The sequence below is a fragment of the Kitasatospora sp. NPDC094015 genome, assembly GCF_040304075.1.
Lineage (GTDB): Bacteria > Actinomycetota > Actinomycetes > Streptomycetales > Streptomycetaceae > Kitasatospora.
Genome location: NZ_JBEOUL010000023.1, coordinates 82,081 through 105,189, shown reverse-complemented (window position 1 = coordinate 105,189; position 23,109 = coordinate 82,081). Strand labels below are relative to the sequence as shown.

The 23,109-nt window shown below is 76.1% G+C and carries 21 protein-coding genes; 10 read left to right on the top strand and 11 right to left on the bottom strand.

Translation table 11 applies throughout. The annotated features are described in order from the left end of the window. Positions 1-14: 14 nt before the first annotated feature. A complete protein-coding gene (locus ABT014_RS24810) occupies positions 15-335 on the top strand; it encodes a hypothetical protein (protein WP_350641307.1) in 321 nt (106 codons plus the stop codon). A gap of 36 nt (positions 336-371) precedes the next feature. On the opposite strand, the gene ABT014_RS24805 is transcribed toward ABT014_RS24810, so the two are convergent. From ABT014_RS24805 to ABT014_RS24795, 3 genes are all read right to left on the bottom strand, one after another. Continuing rightward, positions 372-1,688 (bottom strand): diacylglycerol/lipid kinase family protein, encoded by a 1,317-nt coding sequence (locus tag ABT014_RS24805; RefSeq protein ID WP_350641306.1) that lies wholly within the window; start codon positions 1,686-1,688, stop codon positions 372-374. A 793-nt stretch (positions 1,689-2,481) separates the two neighbouring features. Continuing rightward, complete coding sequence (locus ABT014_RS24800; RefSeq protein WP_350641305.1) at positions 2,482-2,760, bottom strand: PASTA domain-containing protein; 279 nt, start codon at positions 2,758-2,760, stop codon at positions 2,482-2,484. A gap of 72 nt (positions 2,761-2,832) precedes the next feature. After that, positions 2,833-3,924: an NADH:flavin oxidoreductase/NADH oxidase gene (locus ABT014_RS24795; protein ID WP_350641304.1), complete on the bottom strand. Its 1,092-nt coding sequence runs from the start codon at positions 3,922-3,924 to the stop codon at positions 2,833-2,835. A 101-nt stretch (positions 3,925-4,025) separates the two neighbouring features. Here ABT014_RS24795 and ABT014_RS24790 point away from each other — a divergent pair, with 101 nt between their 5' ends. Next, entirely contained in the window at positions 4,026-4,400 is a 375-nt protein-coding gene (locus ABT014_RS24790; protein WP_350641303.1) for an ArsR/SmtB family transcription factor, read from the top strand. A 3-nt stretch (positions 4,401-4,403) separates the two neighbouring features. On the opposite strand, the gene ABT014_RS24785 is transcribed toward ABT014_RS24790, so the two are convergent. Beyond that, on the bottom strand, positions 4,404-4,598 hold the full coding sequence (locus ABT014_RS24785) for a hypothetical protein (protein WP_350641302.1): 195 nt from the start codon (positions 4,596-4,598) through the stop codon (positions 4,404-4,406). 282 nt (positions 4,599-4,880) lie between these two features. On the opposite strand from ABT014_RS24785, the gene ABT014_RS24780 reads away from it, so the two are divergent. Together ABT014_RS24780 and ABT014_RS24775 are read left to right on the top strand one after the other, a co-directional pair. Then, positions 4,881-6,542: a glycosyltransferase family 2 protein gene (locus ABT014_RS24780; protein WP_350641301.1), complete on the top strand. Its 1,662-nt coding sequence runs from the start codon at positions 4,881-4,883 to the stop codon at positions 6,540-6,542. Between the two features lie 15 nt (positions 6,543-6,557). After that, positions 6,558-9,518 carry an SGNH hydrolase domain-containing protein gene (locus tag ABT014_RS24775; RefSeq protein ID WP_502895092.1) on the top strand — a complete coding sequence of 987 codons (2,961 nt, stop codon included), beginning with the start codon at positions 6,558-6,560 and terminating at the stop codon, positions 9,516-9,518. Between the two features lie 37 nt (positions 9,519-9,555). Here the strand turns inward: ABT014_RS24775 and ABT014_RS24770 are convergent, their stop codons facing one another. From ABT014_RS24770 to ABT014_RS24760, 3 genes are read right to left on the bottom strand one after another with little or no spacing between them, the layout of a single operon-like run. Continuing rightward, positions 9,556-10,098, bottom strand: a complete 543-nt coding sequence (locus ABT014_RS24770) for a GNAT family N-acetyltransferase (RefSeq protein WP_350641300.1) — start codon at positions 10,096-10,098, stop codon at positions 9,556-9,558. 57 nt (positions 10,099-10,155) lie between these two features. Next, complete coding sequence (locus tag ABT014_RS24765) at positions 10,156-10,365, bottom strand: DUF397 domain-containing protein (protein WP_350641299.1); 210 nt, start codon at positions 10,363-10,365, stop codon at positions 10,156-10,158. Next, a complete protein-coding gene (locus ABT014_RS24760; protein WP_350641297.1) occupies positions 10,349-11,188 on the bottom strand; it encodes a helix-turn-helix domain-containing protein in 840 nt (279 codons plus the stop codon). Before ABT014_RS24760 ends, ABT014_RS24765 begins: the two co-directional genes overlap by 17 nt. Positions 11,189-11,340: 152 nt before the next feature. Here ABT014_RS24760 and ABT014_RS24755 point away from each other — a divergent pair, with 152 nt between their 5' ends. The 3 genes from ABT014_RS24755 to ABT014_RS24745 all read left to right on the top strand — a co-directional run bounded on the left by ABT014_RS24755 (position 11,341) and on the right by ABT014_RS24745 (position 14,071). Next, positions 11,341-11,559, top strand: coding sequence for a hypothetical protein (locus tag ABT014_RS24755; protein ID WP_350641296.1), 219 nt, complete (start codon positions 11,341-11,343; stop codon positions 11,557-11,559). Continuing rightward, positions 11,552-11,821, top strand: coding sequence for a hypothetical protein (locus tag ABT014_RS24750; RefSeq protein WP_350641295.1), 270 nt, complete (start codon positions 11,552-11,554; stop codon positions 11,819-11,821). Before ABT014_RS24755 ends, ABT014_RS24750 begins: the two co-directional genes overlap by 8 nt. Before the next feature lie 66 nt (positions 11,822-11,887). Next, positions 11,888-14,071 carry a TerD family protein gene (locus tag ABT014_RS24745; protein ID WP_350641294.1) on the top strand — a complete coding sequence of 728 codons (2,184 nt, stop codon included), beginning with the start codon at positions 11,888-11,890 and terminating at the stop codon, positions 14,069-14,071. Positions 14,072-14,197: 126 nt separating this feature from the next. Here ABT014_RS24745 and ABT014_RS24740 read toward each other — a convergent pair whose 3' ends face one another. From ABT014_RS24740 to ABT014_RS24730, 3 genes are read right to left on the bottom strand one after another with little or no spacing between them, the layout of a single operon-like run. Continuing rightward, positions 14,198-15,169 (bottom strand): NAD(P)-dependent alcohol dehydrogenase, encoded by a 972-nt coding sequence (locus tag ABT014_RS24740; protein WP_350641293.1) that lies wholly within the window; start codon positions 15,167-15,169, stop codon positions 14,198-14,200. After that, positions 15,166-15,399, bottom strand: coding sequence for a helix-turn-helix transcriptional regulator (locus ABT014_RS24735; RefSeq protein WP_350641292.1), 234 nt, complete (start codon positions 15,397-15,399; stop codon positions 15,166-15,168). The genes ABT014_RS24740 and ABT014_RS24735 overlap by 4 nt, the downstream gene beginning before the upstream one ends. Next, positions 15,393-15,821: a hypothetical protein gene (locus ABT014_RS24730; protein WP_350641291.1), complete on the bottom strand. Its 429-nt coding sequence runs from the start codon at positions 15,819-15,821 to the stop codon at positions 15,393-15,395. Before ABT014_RS24730 ends, ABT014_RS24735 begins: the two co-directional genes overlap by 7 nt. A 219-nt stretch (positions 15,822-16,040) precedes the next feature. Here ABT014_RS24730 and ABT014_RS24725 point away from each other — a divergent pair, with 219 nt between their 5' ends. The 3 genes from ABT014_RS24725 (at position 16,041) to ABT014_RS24715 (ending at position 18,513) form a co-directional block, all read left to right on the top strand. After that, the gene (locus ABT014_RS24725; RefSeq protein ID WP_350641290.1) at positions 16,041-17,120 is read left to right on the top strand and encodes a beta-ketoacyl-[acyl-carrier-protein] synthase family protein; all 1,080 of its coding nucleotides are present in this window, start codon (positions 16,041-16,043) and stop codon (positions 17,118-17,120) included. Continuing rightward, entirely contained in the window at positions 17,117-17,659 is a 543-nt protein-coding gene (locus ABT014_RS24720) for a hypothetical protein (RefSeq protein WP_350641289.1), read from the top strand. The genes ABT014_RS24725 and ABT014_RS24720 overlap by 4 nt, the downstream gene beginning before the upstream one ends. 62 nt (positions 17,660-17,721) lie before the next feature. Then, positions 17,722-18,513 carry a hypothetical protein gene (locus ABT014_RS24715; protein ID WP_350641288.1) on the top strand — a complete coding sequence of 264 codons (792 nt, stop codon included), beginning with the start codon at positions 17,722-17,724 and terminating at the stop codon, positions 18,511-18,513. 15 nt (positions 18,514-18,528) lie between these two features. On the opposite strand, the gene ABT014_RS24710 is transcribed toward ABT014_RS24715, so the two are convergent. Next, positions 18,529-23,100 (bottom strand): hypothetical protein, encoded by a 4,572-nt coding sequence (locus ABT014_RS24710; RefSeq protein WP_350641287.1) that lies wholly within the window; start codon positions 23,098-23,100, stop codon positions 18,529-18,531. Positions 23,101-23,109 lie beyond the last annotated feature (9 nt).

Sequence of the window (23,109 nt, the reverse complement as noted above, 5' to 3'; positions counted from 1 at the left end):
GGGGGGTTTTCCGCATGGCCGCCGCTCGCCGCCGACTTCCGGACGAGGTACGGTCCGCCGCCGTCCGGGCCGTGCTCTGCATCGCCTTCACCGTGGTGGCGCTGACGATCGCACTTCTGGCCTCGTACGCGCACAGCGGGCTGCTGACGCCTGCCCTGCTCGGCATGGCGCTCGGGGTGTTCGGCTGCGCCTGGTGCCTGCTGGAGATCGTGATCGCCCGTCAGATCGCCGCCCAGCGGCTGCGCGGTCCGAACGCGGCCTCCCCGCTGGCCGGCAGCCGGGAGCGCGGGCGCCACCCGCGCGGGGTGGAGCAGCGGGCACCCTCGCGGGGCTGACGGGCGGGACCACCCCAGGGCCCGGCCGCGACCGGGTCAACGGGCCAGGGTGCCCAGGCGGCGCCAGTTGCGCAGCAGACCGGTCGGCACGCTGCCCGGGCGGTCGCGGGGCACCCGGACCCGCAGCGCGCCCGGCCGCAGGGCGCAGTGGACGGGCACCAGCAGCACCAGGGACTCGCCGTCGACAGCGACCGGGATCTCCCGCTCGGCGGAGGTGACCACCACCTCGCGGGCGGTCAGTTCGGTGAGCCCGGCGGACTGCCCGCCCAGCGCCACCGCCGCGGCCTGCGCCGCGTTCTGGAGCCGCACGCCGAGCACCCCGAGCCGTCCGGTGTCCAGTCGCGGCCGGCGCCCGCCGCCCAGCCGGTCCCGGGTGTCGTACGGGTTGTTGCTGATCAGCAGCGCCTGCGGCTCGGTCAGCAGGACCCCGTCCGCCTCGGCCGTGAACCGCGCGCCGGCCTCGCCCGCCAGCAGCTCCGGGAGCGCGTCGAGCGCCGTCCCCGCCTTGGCGTCGCGGTAGGCCGGGCTCTGCACGATCTCGGCGTAGGCGCCGAAGGAGACCGTGTTGACGAACGGGCGCCCCGCCACCGTGCCCAGGTCGACCCGGAGTTCGACACCGTGCACCAGGGCGTCCAGGCAGCGCGCGGGGTCGGTGCGGTCGAGCCCGAGGTCCATCGCGAAGTGGTTGCGCGTCCCGGCGGAGACCACCAGGAACGGCAGGTCGTGCTCGGCGGCCACCCCGGCGACCAGCGCCTGGGTGCCGTCACCGCCCGCGACACCGAGCAGGTCGGCGCCGTCGGCCACGGCCCGCCGGGCGATCGCGGCGACGTCCTGCGGCGTGCCGGTGTCCAGCACGATCACCTCGGCGCCCAGCGCCTCGGCCCTGGCCACCAGGTCGAACCGCTCGACCTTGCCGCCGCCCGAGCGCGGGTTCATGATCAGCACCGCCCGCTCCGGGCGCGGGCTGACCCGGGCCAGCATGTGCGCGACGGGGCGGGTGAGCCGCAGCGCGCGGTCCGCGCAGACCAGGGCGGTGGCCCACAGCGCCAGCGCGGTGCCGGCGGGCACCCACAGTCCGCTGCTGACGAGGAACGCCAGCACCGCCCCCACGGCCGCCAGCACCAGCGCCGCACCGAGCAGCCGGACCACGCCCCGGCGGGCCAGGGTCCACCATGCCCCCGCGGCCGCCGCGGCCAGTCCGCCCACGGCGACCAGCAGCACCCAGGCCCCGCGCAGCCCCACCATCACCAGGACCGCCACCAGGGCCAGCGCCCCGCAGACCAGCGCCACCCTGGCCAGCCGCCTGGCCCGGACCCCGGCCTCCTTCAGCCCGCTCGTGCTCGGCTTCCGCACCTGTCCCCCGCTCCCCGCACCCGACACGCTCCGCAGGGACGGTAGCGCGGCACCCGCCTCCCGGGCACGCCCGCCCGGCACCACCGGGGGCGGACGGGGGCGGACGCAGGAGGTGCGCCACCCGGTGACCGACGGCAATCGTCGGCGGAGGTGGGGCAGTTGGCACGGTCCCGGGCCGGCGCCGAGCCCGCCGGGCGCGCGGCGGACGGGAGGGCGTGGGGACGATCCCATCGGGTTGGGGGCGGTGGGGTGGTCGGGACGGGGCCCCGGGGTGGTCGCGGCCGTCGCGGAGCGCACCGGAGCAGCCGGCGGCGGTCGGCGTACCGGAATTCCGGCCCGGGAGAAGGGCGTTCGACGGGGCACCCGGCGCTACTGCCGTCGGAGCGTCGTCCGGTCCGGCGATCGGGTGGGCGCACCGGTGCCGGCCGGCGTGCGGGAGCCGGACATCTACCTGGTGCCGGTACGCCCGCTGCTGCGGGGACGCCGGCGGCCCGGGATGCGATGTGGTTCGCGCTGGTGCCGCCGCTGCACCGCCCCTTCTCGCGAGCCCGCTGCGTCCGGCTCGGGCAGCGCCGGTCGGCTGCGCGGTCGGCCTGCTCCTGCCCTGGGGCGCGACCCGGGTACGGCCTGCCCGGCCGGCCGGGCACGGACCGCCTGGTGACGGCGAGGGTGGTCCCGGGCCGGCGCGATCGCGACCGGACGGCGGTGTCTCCGACCGGCCCCGGGTGGCGTTCGCGGTAGCCGTGGCTCCGGACCGGGCGGTGCGCTCGTGGCCGTCGGCATGCCGGGGGCCTCAGGCCGTTGGTGGGGGCGGTTGCTCGTCGGGGCGGGCCCTTCGGAACTCGATGGCCACCGAGCCGCGCCGGTGGAGGCGGGCGCCGGGGGCCGGGGTCTGGGCGGTGACCACCCAGACCCCGGGCCAGGTCAGTGCTCCCACCGGGGGGCCGTCCGGGTCGGTGGCGGCGATCACCACACCCGCCTCCCAGGCGACCTTCCGGGCGTCGGTCACGGTCAGCCCGACCACGTCGGGCACCGTCACCACGTCGGCGTTGCTCGGTCCGATCCAGCTCATGTCGGCCTCCCCGAGGCAGCATCCCGCCGATCGCCGACGGAGGGAAGACCGCGCCCGGCCGGCGGCGCTCGGTCAGCCCCGGTCGCCGACCGCGAAGCCGTACTGCCGGGGCCAGCGGCGCTCGGCGCCGAGGGCGCGGGCGGCGGCGTGCGGCCAGTACGGGTTGCGGAGCAGCTCGCGGCCGAGCATCACCGCGTCGGCGTGGCCCTCGGTGATGATCCGTTCGGCCTGCTCGGGCTCGGTGATCATGCCGACGGCGCTCACCGGGAGGCCGCCGCCGGCGCGGACCCGGGCGGCGAAGGGGACCTGGTAGCCGGGGCCGGCGGCGATCGCCGCGTGCGGGGCCAGGCCGCCGCTGGAGACGTCGACCAGGTCGATCCCGGCGCCTTGGAGCTCCTTCGCGAGCAGCACGCTCTCGTCCACCGTCCAGCTCGGCTCCTCGGGCAGCCAGTCGGTGGCCGACACCCGGAAGAACACCGGCAGTTCGGCCGGCCAGACCTCGCGGACCGCGGCCGAGACCTCCAGGGCGAGCCGCGCCCGCCCGGCGAAGGAGCCGCCGTAGCCGTCGGTGCGGTGGTTGGCGGCGGGCGAGAGGAAGGAGTGGATCAGGTAGCCGTGGGCGCCGTGCACCTCGGCCACCTGGAATCCGGCCGCCAGCGCCCGCTCGGCCGCCTCGGCGAAGGAGCGGACCACCGCGTCGATCTCCGCGACGGTCAGCTCGTGCGGCAGCGGGTTGGCGCCGAAGGCGAGCGCGGAGGGGCCGACCGGCTGCCAGCCGCCCTCGTCCGCCGTCAGCGGCGTGCCGCCGAGCCAGGGCTGCCGGGTGCCGGCCTTGCGCCCGGCGTGGGCGAGCTGGATCGCCGGGACGGCGCCGTGGCTCGCGATCAGGCCGGCGACCCGGGCCAGCGCGTCCTGCTGGTGGTCGTTCCACAACCCCAGGTCGTACGGGGAGATCCGGCCCTCCGGGCGTACGCCGGTGGCCTCGACCATCACCAGTCCGGCCCCGCCGGCGGCCCGGGCGCCGAGGTGGGCGAGGTGGAAGTCGGTCGCCGCACCCTGCTCGGCGCCGTCGGCCGCAGCCGAGTACATGCACATCGGCGACATCCAGGCCCGGTTGGGGATGGTCAGCGAGCGCAGGGTGAGCGGCTGGAACAGGGCACTCATGGCAAGTCCTCCGGGAGGTCGGCCGATCGCGGTGACCCCGCACGATAACCACGCTAGTTCGAGATCTGTCAAACTACGAGAGTTCTCGTACCATGGGAGGCGTGCCCGAGACGGAGACCGCCCCCGACGCCCTGCCGGAGCCCCGCCCGGACGAGATCCGGCTGGAGTCGGTGCTGCATGCGCTGGCCGATCCGGTACGGCTCCGGATCGTCACCGAACTCGCCGAGCCAGGCGCCGAGTTGAACTGCCTGGCGTTCGACCTGCCGGTGACCAAATCCACCAGCACGCACCACTTCCGGGTGCTGCGGGAGGCCGGCGTGCTCCGCCAGGTGCGCCGGGGCACCTCGAAGATGAACACGCTGCGCCGCGCGGACCTGGCACAGCTGTACCCGGGCCTGCTGGAGAGCGTGCTCGCCGCCGCGGCGGACCGCCGGCCCCACGAGCGGGCGGCCCAGGACCGGTCCCCGCAGGGCTGACGCTCAGACCCGCGGGCCCTCCTCCGCCGCACCACCCGGCAGCTCGATGCCGTGCTGGTCGGCGATCCGCCGCAGGGCGGCGATCCGCCCCCGGTACGCCTCGACCCCGTCCTCGTCCCCGTCGGTGCGCGCCTGCTCCAGCGCCCGGCGGGCCGAGGCCAGCTGCTCGCGGAGCTCCACGCCGAATTCCCCTGCCACAGCCGTCCTCCGGTGCCGAAGTGGACGAGACCCGCCGGCCGGGAGACCCGTCCGGGGCGTCCAGCATGGACGAAGGCGGACAAATCATCAACCAACGGCCGTGCCGTCCGCCGCCCCGCCCACGATGGAGTGAACCGGGGCCCGCGCGTCGGCCGCACCCGGCGATCCCGCCATCGGCCCGTCACCGGAGTTGTCCCGCCGTTCATCCTTGATCGACAGATGGTCTATACCAATCCGGTACGGTAGCCCCCTAAGCTGCAATTCGACGGCTGTGGGGGCCTCATGACTGCCGATCACCTACCCGCACCACCCACCGACCGGGAGCTGTACTGGTACTTCGGCCCGCAGCGCCGCTGGGTGCCGATCTGCTCCTCGCTCGCGTTCGTCTGCTCCGCGCTGACCATGGTGTCCTTCGCGCTGCGCACCATCGCGCTCTGGCCGTTCCAGGCCGTGCTCGCGCTCAACCTGGTCGCACTGGCGCTGTCCTGCGTGAACGGGCTGCGCGGGCGCCGCTTCACCCGCCGTTCGCACGAGCTGCTGCTGTCCGCCTGGCAGCCCGCCCGCACCCCGGACGTCGACCTCTACCTGCCGACCTGCGGCGAGCCGCTGCCGGTGCTGGCCAACGCCTACCGCGCCGTCGCGGGCCTGGAGTGGGCCGGCGGCCTGACCGTCTGGGTGCTGGACGACGCCGACCGCCCGGAGGTCGCCGAACTGGCCCGCCGGCACGGCTACCGGTACGTGGTGCGGCCCGACCGCGGCCACCTGAAGAAGGCCGGCAACCTCAACCACGCGCTCGGCCTCAGCGACGGCGAGTTCATCGCCATCCTGGACGCCGACTTCGCGCCCCGCCCGGACTTCCTGCACCACCTGGTGCCGTACCTGGCGGACCCGGGCGTCGGCATCGTGCAGAGCCCGCAGTGCTTCGACACCGACCCGGCCATGGGCTGGATCGAACGGGCCGCCGGCGCCGCCCAGGAGTGGTTCTTCCGCTGGATCCAGCCCTCCCGGGACGCCAGCGACGCCGCGATCTGCTGCGGCAGCAACGCCGTCTACCGGCGCGCCGCCATCGACGCCGCCGGCGGCTTCGCCCGGCTCGACCACAGCGAGGACATGTACACCGGCCTCGCCCTGCACGAGCGCGGGTACCGCACGGTGTACGTGCCGGTGCTGGTCGCCAAGGGCACCTCCCCGGCCGGCCTGGCCCCGTTCGTCAACCAGCAGTACCGCTGGGCGATGGGCAACCTGCACCTGCTCGGCCACCGCGAGCTGGCCCGGATGAAGCTGCCCTGGCGGATGCGCCTGTGCTACTACGAGGGCGTGGTCGGCTACCTGACCATGTTCGTCAACATCCTCACCGCCCCGCTGCCGCCGCTGGTGATGCTGTTCCGGTACCCCGGCCAGATCCGGGCCTGGTACGCGCTGCCGCTGATCTCGCTGCTCTGGCTCTGGCACGTGCTGCTCCCCCGGGTCAGCCGCACCCGCTGGCGGATCGAGGTCATCCGCGCCAACACCCTGATGGCCTTCGCGGCCGGCGCCGCCCTGCTGCACACCCTGCGCGGCCGCAGCGCCGCCTGGGTGCCCACCGGCGCGGGCCGGGCCCGGCCCGGCGGGATGGCCCGGCGGGTGGTGCTGGTGACCATGCTCTGGACCGCCGCCACCGTCGGCGCCACCGCGCTCGGGCTCGGCCTCGCGGTCGCCCGCTACGGCTGGGGCCCGAACTGGGGCCTCGCGCTGTACCTGCTGGTCCAGGCCCAGCTCGGCCTGCCGCTGGTCCGCGACCTGGCCGTGGAACTGCGCGGCGCGGACCGGCCCGGCCCGCGCCGCCCGGGCCCCGCGATGCGCCCCCGCCGCTGGCCGGAGGCGCTCGCCGTGACCAGCTCGCTCGCCCTGACCGCACTGCTCGCCTCCGGCTGGGTGGCCCCGATGCTGCCCTGGCTGGGCTGAAAGGTCGTCACACCCGTGTCCATCCACGCTGTTCCCGACCAGCGGACCGACCTGCTCACCGTGCTCACCCCCGGACCACCGAGAGACCCGGCCCGGTTCCGCCCCGACATCGAGGGGCTGCGCGCCGTCGCCCTGCTCGCCGTGCTCGGCTTCCACGCCGCCGTCCCGGGCCTGGCCGGCGGATTCGTCGGCGTCGACGTCTTCTTCGTACTCTCCGGCTACCTGATCACCGGCCTGCTCGCCCGGGAGGCCGCCACCACCGGCCGGATCCGGCTGGCCGAGTTCTTCTCCCGCCGGGCCCGCCGACTGCTGCCCTCCGCCGCCGTGGTGCTCACCGCGGTCGCCCTCGCCGGCGCCTGGCTCACCGCCCCGCTGCGCCGCACCGACCTCGAGCACGACGTGCTGGCCGCCGCGCTGTCCGTCGCCAACTGGCGGTTCATCGGGCAGCAGACCGACTACCTGGCCGCCGGCCGCGACCAGAGCGCGCTGCTGCACTTCTGGTCGCTGGCCGTGGAGGAGCAGTTCTACCTGTGCTGGGCCCCGCTGATCGCGCTGCTGGTGCTGCTGACCGCCCGGCGGCGGCGCACGCTGCGGCCGCTGCTGGTGGCGCTCACCGCCGGGCTGGGCCTGGCCTCCTTCGCGCTCGCGCTGCACTGGACGGCCGGCTCGGTCTCGCTGGCCTACCTCGGCACCCCGGCCAGGGCCTGGCAGTTCGCGGCCGGCGCGCTGGCGGCGCTGCTGCCCGCGCACGGCGGGACACGATCGGCCGGCGCCGGGCAGCGGCGCCGGCCGGCCCTGCGGTGGCTGCGCGAACTGCTCGGCTGGGGCGGCCTGCTGGCGATCGGCTGGGCCGTGCTGCGGTACGACGCCGGCACCCCGTACCCCGGCCGGGCCGCCCTGCTGCCGACCGCCGGTACCGCGGCCGTCCTGCTCGCCGGCACCGGGAGCGGCGTCGGGCACGGCGTCGGACGGCTGCTCGCCGCCCGGGCCCCGCGCGCGGTCGGCCGGCTCTCGTACAACCTGTACCTGTGGCACTGGCCGGTGCTGGTGCTGGCCGAGGCCCGGTACGGCACGCTGGGCTGGCCGGTGAAGGTAGCGCTGACCGCCGCCGCCGCGCTGCCCGCGTACGCGGCCATGCGCTGGCTGGAACGGCCGCTGCGGCGCAGCCGGGTGGTCGCCGAACTGCCCCGCCGCGGGCTCTCGTTGGGCCTGACCGCGGTGGTGCTGCCGGTGGTGCTGGCGCTGGTGGTCGGCACCGGGACGCTGCGGCTGCTCGGCCCGGCCGGGCCGGTCTCGCTGGCCGGTCTCGCCGCCGGCAACCCCGACGGGACGTCCCTGCTCCTGCCCGGCGGGGCGCGCACCGGCCCGGTGGTGCCCAACCCGGTGCAGGCCCGGCAGGACTTCCCGCCGGACGGCGCCTGCGAGGTGGCGCCCACGGCCGTGACCAGCCCGGACTGCCGGTTCGGCGATCCCGCGGCCACCGACCGGATCGTGCTGCTCGGCGACTCGCACGCGGGTCAGTGGTTCTCACCGCTGCTCGGGATCGCCGCGGAGCGGCACTGGGCGCTGGAGGAACTGGTCAAGCAGGGCTGCCCGTTGGCGCAGGTGCCGGTGGTCAACCCGCAGCTCGGCCGGGTCTACCGCGAGTGCGACGAGTGGCGGACGGCGGCGCTGGAACGGCTGCGCACCGGCCCGAAGCCCCGGCTGATCGTGATCGCCGCGCTGAACCGCTACACCGCCGACCGCGACCTGCTGCTGCGCGGCTGGCAGCAGACCCTGGAGCCGCTGCGCGCCCTCGGCGCCCCGATCGTCTACCTGGAGGACCCGCCCTCCCCCGGCCTGGACGTGCCGGCCTGCCTGTCCGGGCACCCGGAGTCCCCGGCCGCCTGCGCGTTCCCCCGGGCCCGGGGCCTGTGGCCCGATCCGCTGGCCGAGGCCGTCGCGGCGGGCGGCGTCCCCGGGGTGCGCAGCGTGTCGGTCAACCCGGTGCTGTGCCCGGGCGCCGGGGCCGACTGCCCGGCCGTGCTGGACCGGATCCTGCTGTACCGGGACGACGCGCACCTCACCAACACCGCGGCCGTGGTGCTGGCCCCGCGCCTGGAGCGGCTGCTGGCCGAGGCCGGGGTGCTGGAGCCGGCCGGGTCACCGGCGGGCGGCCGCGGCGCCGGCTGGCGCGAGCTGCTGCGGGACGACTTCGACGGCCCGGCGGGCAGTCCGCCCTCCGCCGCGCTGTGGCAGTACGACCTGGGCACCTGCTACCCCGGCTGCCCGGCCCCGCAGTGGGGCACCGGGGAGGTCGAGACGATGACCGACTCCACCGAGAACGTCCGGCTCGACGGCGCGGGCGCGCTGGAGATCCGGCCCACCCTGGTGGACGGGCGCTGGAGTTCGGGACGGATCGAGACCCGGCGCTCGGACCTGACCGCGCCGCCCGGCGGGGTGCTGCGGATCGAGGCCTCGATCGCGCTGCCCGAGGTCACCGGCCCGGCCGCGGCCGGCTACTGGCCCGCCTTCTGGGCGCTGGGCTCGGGCCTGCGGGACGGGTACACCGGCTGGCCGGGCACCGGCGAGCTGGACGTGCTGGAGTCGGTGAACGGCCGGCCCTCGGTCCTCGGCACCCTGCACTGCGGCACCGCCCAGGGCGGCCCCTGCCAGGAGCCGGTCGGCCTCGGCTCGGGCGAGCAGCGGTGCGAGGGCTGCTGGGGCGGCTTCCACACGTACGCGCTGGAGGTCGACCGTTCCACCTCGCCGGAGCAGGTGCGCTGGTACCTGGACGGGCGGGAGTTCCACCGGGTCACGGCGGACCGGATCGACGCGGCCAGCTGGGACCGGGCCGTGCACCACGGGCTGTTCCTGATCCTGAACGTGGCGGTCGGCGGCAGCCTGCCCGGCGCGTACGGCGGCGCGGCCGGCCCGGCCACCGAGCCGGGACACCCGATGCGGGTCCGCTACGTGTCGGCGGCGACCCGCGGCTGACCCGACCCGGGGTGGCGGCCTCCCGGGGCCGCCACCCCTACGCCCTCTCCGCGGGCTTCCAGTGCCGGGCGAGGAGGCCGAGGATGACCTCGTCCAGGAACTCGCCCATGACCCAGGCCGAGGAGTGCAGCACGCCCTCGCGGGCGAAGCCGTTGCGCTCGGCGGCGCGGAGCATCGCGTGGTTGTCCGCGAGCGTCTCGATCTGCAGCCGGTGCAGGCCGCGGACCACGAATCCGTAGTGGCAGAGCGTCGCGACCACGTCCGTCCCGTAGCCCTTGCCGCGGGCGGACGGCAGCAGGCCCAGCCCGATGTGCGCGGACCGGTGGTGGGTGTCGATGCCCCAGAGCGTCGCGGTGCCGACCAGCGTGCCGCCGGCCAGCTCCACCACGGAGAACGGGACGTGCGCCGGATCCGGGTCGTCCCCCACCAGCCGCGAGTCCTTGGAGCCCGGCGGGATGGGCCGCCAGGGCCGGCTCTCGGCCCGCGAGGAGCCGGCCACGTCCTCGTAGAGCTCGGTCCGCAGAATCGGGACGTCGTCCTCGAACCGGGCCCGCAGCCCCACCTTGTCGCCTCGTAGCATGCGACGTTCCTATCCGAACGGGTCTCCGGGCGGCAAGCAGATTTGGCGCGGCGGCTGCTAGACCGCGCCGAACTCGCCGCGTGCGGTGGCCGTCACGAACGCCTGCCACCCGGCCGGGGTGAAGGCGAGCCGGGGGCCGTCCGGGTCCTTGCTGTCGCGGACCACGCCGGGCCTGGTCTCGTCCACCTCGACGCAACTCCCGCCGGTGCCGTCGCTGTACGAGGACTTGCGCCAGCGCGGGGCGCCCGAGTCAGTCACGGTCGGCATCTGTGTGGTCCTCCGCCGCCGACAGGAGCAGGAGCAGGGACGCCTCCGGCGACATCGCGGCGGCCCTGACCAGATCGTACGACCTCTGGCACCGGGCCACCACGCCCGGATCGTCCAGCAGTTGGCCCGAGTGCGGCCCCTCCACGTAGGCGGCGGGCGGGGCGTCCGGGAACGTCATGAGGGAGACGAACCCGGGCATCATGGCGTGCGCCCCGACCGCGAACGGCAGCACCTGGACCAGGGCCTTCCCGGCCCGGGCGACCTCGACCACGTGGCGCAGCTGTTCCGCCATCACGACCGGGCCACCGACCGGGGTGCGGATCACGGCCTCGTGCAGGATCACCCACAACTGCGGGGGTGTTGGGCCCTCCAGCACGCGCGCCCGCTCCAGCCGGGCGGTCACGCCGGCGTCCACGTCGGACTCGGGGGCGAACGGCAGCGCCGCCCGGATCACGGCCCGCGCGTAGCCGGCCGTCTGCAGCAGGCCGGGCACCAGGGCGGGCGCGTACTCGCAGATGGTCTCGGCCATCGCCTCCAGCTCCGCCGCCTGCGCGAAGTACGGCGCGTGCCGCGAGCGTGCGACCAGGGCGTACAGCCGCTTGAAGTGGCCGTCGGTGCCGAGCACCGCGTCCAGCCGCTCGGAGAACTCCTTCTGCGGCTTGCGGGCGGCCGACTCCAGGTAGCCGATGTAGGCGCCCGAGTGGAAGAGCAGCTCGCCCAGGGCTTCCTGGCTCAGGCCCCGGGCCTCCCGCAGGCGCCGGAGCTCCGCGCCGTAGAAGGTCCGCGGAGACTCCGCCGGGTCCAGATCGCGCGGGTTCACCATGGCCGAACACCCCCTTGCCGACAGCACGGCTGTCGGATCGTCACCACTGGCCAAGGCTAGCTCCCCAGCGCGATGCTGCGAGTACGGAACGTGATGACCGGTCGGCGCTCCCGCCGCCCGGTGGTCCCGACGCAGAGAGGGGAAACCCCCGCATGGAGTCGAACAGCGAACCGCCCGGGGCCACCGGAGGACCGGCGCCGGAGGTCGGCGCGTTGGTGCTCGACCTGGCATCCGGCCTGGTCGGCGAGTACCGGGGCGCGGAGGACGGGCTGTGGTACCTGCGGCCGCGCGGCGGTGGGATCGAGTGGTGCGTCCGGCCGGGGCAGGTCACGCCGGTGGTGGCGCGGGACGGGGGCGCACGCCGTGCGTGAGCGGGCGCGGACGGTCGCGGTGGCGCTGGCGGACGCAACCGGGGCGCGGGTGGTGGTGATCGGGACGCGGTCCGGGTACCTGCTGGCCGTGCCCGCCCCCGCCGAGCCGGACCGGTTCGCGGCCGTCCTCCCCGCCCTCGGGCTGGCCGACCGGTTCGGGCACAGCACGCGCTACGGCGGGGTGCTCTGGTGCGAGCTGATCACCACCGGGCGGCCGGTCGCGGCCGAACCCGGGTACGCCGTGGGCGAGGTGGTGTCGTGAGACCGTCCGCGGCGGTGGTCGAAAACCGGTGTGCGCCGGTGCGCGCGGTTCTGGGAGCATGCCCGGATGGTCCAGCACCTCGAAAGCACGCTCGAAGCCATGGTCGTCCGGCACACCCTGCGGATCCCCGCCCCCGCCGGTCCGGCGGGCGAAGGCGGCGCCGCGGCACGGCAGTTCGACACCGCGCTGATGGCGGTCGGTTTCAAGCTGTCCGGGGAGCTGCTGGCCCTGCTGTCCGGGCTGGCCGAGCAGGTGGTGGTGGCGACCGCGGCCCGCACGCTGGACGCCGTGCGCGCGATGGTCGGCGACCACGTGCAGCACAACGCCTACTTCATCGACTTCCCGCACAACGTGCCGGACACCTTCGAGTTCTGGACGGGCTGCCTCGCCGAGGCGCTCGCCGACGACACCTGCCGCCCGAGCACGCTCGCCCAGCTGAGCACCGGCGTGGTGGACCTGCTGACGCTCCCGTCGTACGGCAACTACCGGCACGCGTACGCCGAGTTGCTGGCCGCGCACGAGGAGCTGATCGCCGCCGCGGGCGACCGGCTGACCGTCCTGCACCCGGGCGCGGTCCTGGGCGAGGAGGTCACCGCGCTGTACCTGGCGCTGGCGGGCAGCACCACCCCGCTGGGCGAGGAGGCGCTGCACGACCTCGGGGTGCTCGCCGGGCACTGCGCCGCCGGGCCGCAGCCGGTGGCGATCCCGGTCCGGGAGAACCGGGCGCTGATCAACCTCGCGCGGCTGGGGACCGGCGCCGACCTGCTGCTGGACACCGTCACCGACGTGCTGCGGCTGGCCTGCGCACTGTCGGAGGGGGACGTCACGCTGGTGCAGCCGACCCGGTTCCGGGCGCTGTCGCGGCCGGTGCGCCGGGCGCTGCTGGCGGGCCTGGACCAGGTGGTCGCCGCCGCCCCGGCCAAGCTGGCCGACGTCACCGCGCGCCGCGAGGCGTTCAAGCGCCTCGGCGAGCGGCTGCACCCGCACGAGTACCCGCGCTGGCCGCACGCCGCCGAGGTGTTCGCGGTGGCCCGGGGCGAGCGGCCGGCGCCCTCCTTCGACAGCCGGGTGGAGGCGCTGCTCGCGGCCGGCGAGGTGACCGCGGCGGCCGAGCTGCTGGCGGGCGCGCCCGGCCGGCTGTTCCGCGCCCTGGACCGGCTGCTGCGCAGCTGCCGTACGCCCGAGGAGCGCGAGGCCGTGGTGTCCGCCGCCGAGCGGGCCGCGCCGCTGGCCGCCGGGCGGCTGCTGCTGTCGGTGCGCGAGCACCTGCAGAACCGGACGGCGCCGGCGGGCGGGAGCCGGGTCTTCGTCAACCGGCAGGCCCGTGCCTGGGTCGCCGCCGACACCAGGGCGCCCGTGCCGGCCGCCGACCGCGAACGGCTGGTCGCCGCGCTGGACGCCGAGGTGCGCCGGCGGCTGCCGGCGCCGGCGCACCTGCTGATCGACCCCGACGTCCTCGACGTGGCCCTGCCGCTCAGCGGCAAGGCGACCGCCGCCGGGCTCGGCGTGCTCCCGCGCGGCTCGCTCTCCCCGGTCGACGGCGAGCTGCTCCGGTTCTTCGTGCACTGGAAGCAGACCGCGCGCACCACCGACTTCGACCTGTCCGCCCTGCTGCTGGACGCCTCGTACGGGACGGTCGGCTGGCTGTCGTACACCGAACTCACCCAGGTCGAGGGCGAGCACTCCGGGGACATCACCGACGCTCCGGACGGTGCTTCGGAGTTCATCAACCTGCGGCTGGGGGCGGTGCGCGGCGCCTTCATCGTGCCTCAGGTCAACATCTACGCGGGCGAGGGCTTCGAGGAGGTCGAGGAGTCGTTCTTCGGCTTCATGCTGCGCGAGGGCGAGCAGCAGGGGCAGCCCTTCGAGGCGCGCACCGTGCGGATGAAGTCCGAACTGCGCGGCCCCGGCCGGGTCGCGCTGCCGCTGGCCTTCGAACGCGGCCAGGACGGCGGTTGGCAGGCCCGGTGGCTGCACCTGTACCTCCGGGGCGAGCCCGCCGCCAACCAGGTGGAGGGGAACCGGGTGTCGGTCGCGACGCTGCTGCGCGGCGCCGTCGAGCGCCAGCACCTCACCGTGCGCCATCTGGTGGGGCTGATGGGCGGCGGCGGCACCCGCACCACCCGGTGGGACGGCGGGGAGGTACCGGCAGGCCCGGTCACCTACATCGGGCTGTCCCGCCCGCAGGGTCTGCACCCGGACTCGGTGGTGGTGACGCCGGAAAACCTGCGCGACCTGATCCCCGCCTGACTGCTACGGTTGGCCCCGGCGAGGCCATGGACGGGCTTCCTTCTCACCACCTCCGAAACAGCCCGTCCGCTCTCCTCGCCCTCCATCGCACGCCGCCCCCGCCGGCCGAACGCCCGGGGGCGGCGCTCAGATCCGGATCACCAGCTTTCCGCGGACCTGACCCGTCCGCAGGTGCTCGATCGCGGCGACGACCTCGGCCAGCGGGTAGCTCCGGTCGACCGCCGGGGTCACCGATCCGGCCTCGAGGTACTCCGCCAGCACCCGCAGGTCGGCCGCGCGCGGGACGGCGGCGACGGCCCGCAGGCGGTGGCCGACGAACGGCGACAGCAGCGGCGCCCGCAGCTGCCGGCCGAAACCGCCGGTCCAGTTGCCACTGCCCTCACCGCCGACGATCGCCAGCGTGCCGCCCTTGGTGAGGGCGCGGCGCATCCGGGAGATCGAACGGTTCCCGGCGCTGTCGACGATCAGGTCGTAGCGGCTGCTGCCGTCGAGCGGGTCGGCGCCGGTGCGGTCGATCACCTCGTCGGCCCCGAGCGAGCGGACCAGCTCCACCTTGCCGGTGCTGCACACGCCGGTGACGTGGGCGCCGAGCGCCTTGGCCAGCTGGACCGCGAAGCTGCCCACCCCGCCACCTGCTCCGGTCACCAGCACCCGCTGACCGGCCGTCAACCGCCCGCTGTCGCGCAGCGCCTGGAGCGCGGTGCAGGCCGAGACCGGCACGGCGGCGGCCTGCTCGAAGGAGAGGCCGGCCGGCTTCGGGGCGATCCGGTCGACCTCGGCGCAGGCGTACTCGGCGTACGAGCCGTCGCAGGTGCCATACACCTCGTCGCCGGCGCGGAAGCCGGTGACCTCGGGGCCGACCTCGACCACCACCCCGGCCAGGTCGATGCCGCGGGTGCGGACCTTCGGCGCCCGCAGGCCGAAGCCGAGCGCGCGGACCAGGTAGGGCTTGCCGGTCGTCAGGTGCCAGACGCCCTGGTCGACACCGGCCGCGCGGACCTGTATCAGCACCTGGCCGCGGCCGGGGGCGGGCCGGTCGACCTCGTCGAGACGCAGGACCGAGAGGGGCCCGTAGCTGTCCTGGACGATCGCCTTCATGAGGACTCTCCTGAGGTGTCGGGGTACTGGAACACGGAGTCGAGCGGGAGCCCGAACACCCGGGCGATCTGGAAGGCCATCTCCAGCGAGGGCGAGTAGCGGCCCTGCTCGATGGCGATGACGGTCTGCCGGGTCACGCCGATCCGGCGGGCGAGTTCGGCCTGGGTCATCTCGCCGTGGGCGAAGCGCAGCGCCCGGATCGTGTTGGTGACCCGGGTCGGCTTCACCACGGGTGGAAGCCGAACCGGTAGGAGGCGATCTTCGCGGTGGAGCTGAGCAGCGCCGACAGGACGAAGGCCAGGTAGATCGCGTTGGCGATCCAGAACTGATCCGCGTCCGCCATCGCCAGGCAGAGCGCGGTCACGCTGCCGATCACCACGAAGGACTGGCCGATGTGGTCGCCGAAGCGGTGGATCTCCCGGTCGCGCTGGTCCTTGACGTTGGCGCCCTCGGGGGCGAACACCGAGGCCAGGACCGAGAGCACGATCGAGCCGACGATCGCCAGCCCGACCGACCAGAGCAGCGCCGCCGCGTACGGCGTCTGCGCCAGCGACTCCCCCGCCGGGCGGTCCAGGACGGTGGCCAGGTAGGCCGCGTACGCCGCGACGGTGACCACCACCATGATCCAGGCGCGTTTCTCCTCGAATGCCACTGCCACTCCCCATGTAAAGAAAACCAGACACTGAGGAGTGTCAAGCAGCCCGGACCTGGTGTCAAGTTTTCTGTACATCACTCCCGAGGGCCATTCCCCTGCAATCAATGGCATTCCGTGCGAAGTTGGGCACTCGGGGTGATAACGTCCGTGCTCGATGCACCTCATCGAGATCGGCCCGCGTCCGCTCCCCGCGACCGCCCGCGAGGGGGCGGGCGGATGCCGGTGATCACCGGGCTGGCCACCCTGACGGCCTACGGGCGGGGGGCCGAGCAGCTGTGGGCGGGGCTGCTGGGCGGAGCGCCGGCCCGCACCCCCGTGACCAGGTTCGACGTCGGCGCGCGCCGCGCCCGGTACGCCGCCACCGTGCCGGGGCACCCCGACCTCACCGACGAGCTGGCCGTCCTGATCGAACAGGCCTGCGCCCAGGCCGGATTGACGGTCGATCAGCGCGCCCGCACGCCCTTGCTGCTGGCCCGCCATCCGACCGGCCCGGTGGACCGGGCCACCGCCGGACTGGCCGCCGCCTGCGGGCTGCTCGGCCTGCAGCGGATCCACACCAACGCCTGCGCCGCGGCCGGTTCGGCGGTCGCGGACGCCGCCGCGCTGCTCGTGCTCGGCGAGCACCCCCGCGTGGTGGTGGCGGCCGGGCAGTTGGTGGACGCCGGGAGCTTCGCCTCCTTCGACAGCGCCGGGGTGCTGGCCCCGGACGGGATCGCCCGCCCGTTCAGCCTGGGCCGGCAGGGCCCGGTGCTCGGCGACGGCGCCGGCGCACTGGTCCTCGAGAGCGCCGGGGAGGCCCGCCGGCGCGGCGCCGTCCCGCTGGTCGCACTGGCCGGCTGGGGGCAGGCGGGCGACGCGCACCACGTCGCCCGCCCGCACCCGCAGGGGCTCGGCATCGCCCGCGCCGCCACCGCCGCCCTGCGCCGGGCCGGCCTCGCGCCCGAGGCGATCGGCTACGTGAACGCCCACGCCACCGCGACCCCGCGGTTCGACCCCAGCGAGGCGGCCGGGCTGCGGGCGGCCCTCGGCCCGTACGCGCACCGCGTGCCGGTCAGCTCGACCAAGGCGCTGCACGGCCACTGCCTGATCGCCGCCGGCATGGTCGAACTCGCGGTCTGCGCGCTGGCCCTGCGGCACAGCCTGCTGCCGGTCAACGCCGGCCACCTCGCGGCGGACCCGGACTGCCCGCTGGACCTGGTCCTCGACCGGCCCCGACCGGCCCCGGCACGCCACGCGCTCAGCCTGAGCGCCGGGTTCGGCGGCACCTGCACCGCCCTGCTGCTGGAGGCCGTGTGACCGATCACGGACGCCCCCGCCCCGCCGTGCTCGCCGAGGCCCGCTGGCCACCGCCCGGGGCGCCGCGGGGCGGGCTCGAGCAGGGGCGGTTCCTGCACTCCCGGTTCCCGCCGCTGGTGGTCGCCGTGGCCGAGGCGTGCCTGCGGCAGCGCCACCGCGAGGCGCCGGCGCCGGCCGCCGTCGGCGAGCGGACGGCGGTGCTGCTCTCCTCGCTGCGCGCCGACGAGCCCACCGCCGCCGCGGTGGCCGAGGCCGTCCGGCAGCGCGCGCAGGTGGCGAAGCCGCTGCTCTTCCAGTCCGCGCCGACGGCCGCGCTCGGCGAGCTGGCGGCCCGCTGGGGGCTGGCCGGCCCGATGCTGTCGATCACCCCGCTCGGCGACCGGCTGCGGGAGGGGCTGGCGCTGGCCGGCCGTCTGCTGGCGCTGGAGGAGGCCGACGAGGTGCTGCTGATCTGCGCCGACCTGGCGACCGGCCCCGAGCGGACGGACACCGCGCACGCCCTGCTCCTCGGCCGACCGCCGATCAGCCCGAATCCATGACGGACCGTCAGTCATTCACCTACGCTCATACTCTGGGATCGTGCGGCAGGGAGGGGCTCGCCATGAAGGATCGATCCGGAGCATCCGGAGGGCAGGCGGCGCGGGGCTGGGCCGTCGCCCTGGCCGCGGTGGCGGCGCTGCTCGCCGGGTGCGACTCGGCCGGTCCGACGGCCCCGGCGCCGTCGGACCGGCCGAGCGCCACGGAGAGCGCCGTCGGGAGCGCCGCCGCGACCACGGGCCGGGCCGCCCCCGCGCCCAGCCCGGCCGCCACCCGCTCGGTGGAGGCCGGCTACTTCGCGGTCGGCCAGTGCGCGAAGCCGACCACCAACCTGGGCAGCGACGGCAGCCAGGGCATCGCCCTCGCGGCCGCCGACTGCTCGGAGGCGCTGGTCGTCGCGAAGGTGACCGCGCGCAGCGAGCCGATCCCGGCGGTGGAGGCCGAGGACAGCTTCGGGTCCATCTGCGCGGACGACACCGATTTCGCCCTCGACCTGCTGAACAACCTGTACCGGTCGACCGGCGCCCACACCTCCGGGCAGAACGCGTACGCCTGCCTGCGCTACACCGGCGGCAGCCACCCCGGGGACCCGGGCATGGGCGGCGGCCTGCGGATCGTCGAGGGCGACTGCCTGTACACCTCCACGGCGAGCGACGGCGGGCGCAAGGCCGACGAGGCGCGCTGCGACGGCACCGGGGACCACGCGCCGGAGTACCGGGTGACCAGGCGCTTCACCAAGGGGCTGGCCGCGCGCGGCCAGTCGGACAGCTGCCCGGCGTCCACCGCCGTGGAGTTCGAGCTCAGCGGCGGCCGGCGCTCGCTGCTGACCACGGTGATCTGCGCGGGGCCGCTCTGACGCCGACGGCGGCGGTCAGTCCTCGACCGGGGCGGGCACCTCCGCCGGGCGCTTGAACATCCGGGTGGCGGTGATCTCGCCGTGGACGGCGGGGCCGTCCGGGTCCGGCGCGGCCGGCAGGCCCGGGCGCAGGTGCTCCTCCACCGAGATGTACTTCAGGCCGGCCCGCAGGTCGGCGTCGTTGCGCAGCCGGATCACCAGCGGGAACTCGGCCAGCGCCGTGGTGTCGAACAGCCCGGTGGTGTAGATCAGCTGGACGCCGAGGGCGTCCGCCACGGCCCGCTGGAGCTCCAGCAGGTAGGTGGCGTTCGCCCGGCCGATCGGGTTGTCCAGGAAGAGCGTGCCGGCGTGCCGCAGCTGGGACTGGCCCCGGTCGTTGGCGCGCAGCGCGGCCATCGTGCAGTACAGCGCGATCGCCGCGGTGAGCAGCTGGCCGCCCGAGAAGACGTCGGACATCTGGCCGACGCTGACCCGCTCGGCGCGCAGCACCGCGTCCGGCTTGAGGATCTCCACCCCGACGCCCTTGGGGCCGATCGCGGCGGCGACCCCGCGCAGCAGCAGCGACATGCCGTCCCGGCGCAGGTCGCTGTTCTTGCGGACGGCGGCCCGGGTGGCCTCGTCGATGACCTCGCCGAGGCGCTCGGACAGCACGGTCTGGTCCGGGTCCTCGAAGCGGATCCGCAGGAACTCCTGGCCGGACCACTCCCCCAGTCCCTCGGGGAGCCGGGACAGCCGCTGGGCGGCGCGCAGCGTGGCCAGCGAGGACTCCACCAGGCCGCGCAGCCGGTCCACGATGCTGCTGCGGTTGCGCTCCAGCTGGGCGAGCTCGTCGGTGAGCACCCGCAGCCGCGGGGCGAAGGCGGCCGCCCAGGCGGCGGCGTGGTCGGGCAGCGCGGCGGCCGGCAGCTCGCGGATCTGGTGCCGGGCGGGGGTGCGCACGGCCTCGTAGCGGGCCGCGTTGGCGTGCCGGACCAGCGCGTCGGAGGCGTCCCGGACGGCGATCTCGGCGCCGGTCAGCTCGGTGGCGGCGGTGCGCAGGGCGCGCCGGGTGTCGGTGGCGGCGCTGCGGGCGCCGGCCAGGCCGCCGGGGTAGGGCTCGGCGGGCTGCTCGGGCTCCTCGGTGTGGTCGCGCAGCCCGTCCCGGAGCTGGGCGGCGAGCTCGTCGAAGTCCGTGGTGGCCGCCTGGGCGCTCTCCAGGGTGCGCTGCAGGTCGGCGTGGTCGGTACGGGCCGCGTCGACCCGCTCGCGGCGCTCGGCCAGCCGGCCGGTGGCGGTGCGCAGCAGGACCTGGGCGTGCTCGGGGTCGGCCGGGACCAGCTCCTCGGGCAGCTCGGTGTGCGACTCGCCGTTCGCGGGGGCGGAGCGTTCGGCCTCGCCGCGCAGCCGGCCGAGCTGCTCGCTGGCCGCGGCGGAGCGGGCCTCGATGGTGGCGACCAGCTCCTCGGCGCGGCTCGCCGCGGCCTGGCGGGCCGGGCCGTCGGCGCCGTCGGGGCTGGCGAGCAGCTCCTCGGCGCGGGTACGGACCTTGTTGGTGAGCCGGTCGAGCTCGGTCGCGGCGGCCGCCTCGTCGCCCTCGGCGCGGGCCTGCTCGGCGCGCAGGTCGGCGCCGACGCCGACCTTCTCGTACAGCTGGGAGGCCGCCCGGTAGGACTCGCGCAGGGCGGGCAGCGAGGCGGTGGGCGCGGCCGGCTCCGGGGCGTCCTCGGCGAGGACGGCGAGTTCCGCGCGCTCGGCGCGCAGGGTGCGGGCGGTGCGGCGGGCGTCGTCGGCGGCGCGCTGGGCGGCCCGGCGGTCCTCGTCGCAGGTGCGGGCGCGCTCGGCGCACAGCTGCTGGCGGCGCTCGCACTCGGCGGTGTCCTCGGCGAGTTCGCGCTGGCGGCGGGTCCAGTTGGCGCGCTCGCGCAGCCGGAAGGCGAGCCCGGCCAGCGCGTCGGCGGAGCGGCGGGCCTGCTGGGCGGCCTCCCGCAGCTCCTCGTGCCGGGTGGCGGCCGCGGCGTGGTCGGTCTCGGCCTCGGCGTGGTCGGCGCGCACGGTGGCGAGCCGGGCAGCGGCGGTCTCGGCCTGCTCGGCGGCGGCGCGGGCGGCATCGGCGAGCTCGGCGAGGGTGCCGGGCGGGCACTGGGTGTGCCAGGAGGCAAGCCGGGCGGCCAGCGCCCGGTCGCCGCCGAGCCGGGCGGCGAGTTCGCGGATGTGCTCCTCGCGGGCGGTGGCCCGGGTGCGCAGCTCGCGGCGCTCGTCGTCGGCGGCGCGCTCGTCGTGCATCGCCGGGTTGGGCGGCACCAGGAAGAAGGCCGGTTCGGCCTCGATCGGGGCGATCAGGGCCGCGGCGGTGCCGACGGCCACCGTGGAGCGGGGCAGCAGGGCGGCCGCCTGCAGCGCCTGCCGGGCGCGGTCCAGCGAGGACGGGTCGGTGACCACCACGCCGTCCACCAGCTCGGGACGGGCGGCCAGGATCGCCTCGTGGTCGGCCGGGTCGACGGACTGGGCGAGGTAGCGCCAGCCGGGCAGCGCGGGGATGCCCTGCTCGCCGAGGTGTTCGACGGTGGCGAGCACGTCGGGGCCGGGCGGCAGCAGGCCGCCGTCGCCGAGCGCGGCCAGGATCCGGGAGTCGTCCGCGGCGGCGGTGCGCAGGTCGAACAGGGTGCGCTCGGCGGTCGCCACCGCCTGGTCGAGCTGGTCGCGCAGCGCCTCGGCGTTGGCGTCCAGCAGGCGCGGGGTGAGGAAGCCCTCCGGCTCCTCGCCGCCCTCCTGGTAGGGGGTCAGCGCGAGCAGGTCGGCGAGCCGGGGTTCGGCGGCGAGCAGCGCGGCGGTGCGCTGCTCGGCGGCCAGCGCGCGGTCGGCGGCGGCCCTGGCGTCGGTGGCGCGGGCGGCGGCGAGCTCGGCCCTGGCCTCGGCGGCGGCGGCCTCCCGGACCCGGGCGGCGGACTGCTCGGCGACGCCCCTGGCCTGTCCGAGGGCCTCGGTGGCGGCCTTCTCGGCGTCGGCGGCGTGCAGCGCGGCGCGGGCCGGGTCCGGTTCGTCGGCGGTCGGGTCGATCCAGCCGGCCTCGACGGCCGCGGCGGTCTCCTGCTCCACCTCGGCGAGCCGCTGGCGCAGGTGCTCGGCCTCGCTGCGGGCCTTCTGGGCGGCGGTGGCGGCGGCGGTGGCCTCGGCCTGGGCGGCGGAGCCGTCCTCCTGGAGCTCGCCGGCGCGCAGCTCCTCCTGGTCGGCCCGGGTCTCGGCGGCGAGCGCGGCCGTCTCCAGGGCGCGGGCCAGGGCGCCGGCGGCCTGGGCCCGGGCGGCGAGGGCCGGGGCGGCGTCCAGCTCGGCCTCGCGGATCGCGACGGCGACCCGGGCGGCCCGGTCGGCGGCGGCGCGCTGGCGCAGCACGGCCTCGGCGGCCTGCCAGGCGGAGTGCAGGGTGCGGGCCTCGGTCAGCTCCCGGCGCAGGCCGGCGGCCTCGCCGGTGGCGGCGGCCAGCCCCAGGGCGGCGTGCCGGTAGGTGAGTTCGGCGGTGATCAGGGAGTGCCGGGTGCGGTCGGCCTCGGCGGCGGTGACCGCGCTCGCGGCGGCGGCCACCTCGATGGCCAGGTCGTGCGCCCGGTCGCGCTCGACGGCCGCCCGGGCGGAGAGCGCCTGGGCGAGCCGGCGGGTGCGTCGCTCGGCGGTGCGGTGGCTCTCCCGGACGCCTTCGCGGGCGGCGGTGGACTCGACGATCCGCTCCAGGAGTTCGACCGAGCCGGCGGTGAAGTCCCGTTCGGCGGTGAGCTCGGAGCGGCGGCCGAGCTTGGCGGCGAAGCCGTGCACCAGGTCGGCCAGGCCGTCGGTGTCGCGGGTGTCGGTGACGGCGCGCAGCAGCAGGTCGGTGAAGTCGGAGTCGTGCTTGACCGCGAACAGGCCGGCCGCCTCGCCCTCGTCCGCGTTCATCTCGCGCTGGTAGCGGAAGAGTTCGGGGTCGAGGCCGAGCTCGCCGAGGTGCTCGTTCCAGCGGTCGTGGATGTCCTCGAAGACCAGGTCGAGGTGCGGGTGGGTCTTGCCGGCCTCGGTGAGCGAGTCGCGGAAGCCCTTCATGGTGCGGCGCCGGCCGCGGGCCCTGCTGTCGGGGCCGAGGCTGGGCCGTTCGGCGACCGGCAGGGAGTCGAGGGTGAGGCCGGGGCCGGGGCGGAAGGAGTACCAGGTCTCGGCGAACTTCCGCGGGTCGGAGGAGACTTGGCGCCCGCGCCACTCGCTGACCTTGCCGACCACGATCAGCTCGCCGGTGACGGTGTGCTGCCACTCCAGGGCGACGTGGCCGCAGTCGTCGGCGAGCAGGAACTTGCGCAGCACGCCCGAGCTGGCGCCGCCCAGGGTGTTGCGGTGGCCCGGCAGCATCACCGAGAAGATCAGCTTCAGCAGGACGGACTTGCCGCCGCCGTTCTCCAGGAACAGCACGCCGGCGGGCGCGGGCCGGCGCTGCGGGCCCTCCGGCTCCTCGCCGAACAGCCCGATCTGCTGCGGCCGGGGCTCGGCCACCGGCTCGCCTACGCCGCGCAGGTCGAGCACCGTGTCGGCGTAGCGGGCGCCGGCCGGTCCGATCGAGTACAGGCGGACCCGGTTGAGCTCGTACATGTGCGGCGG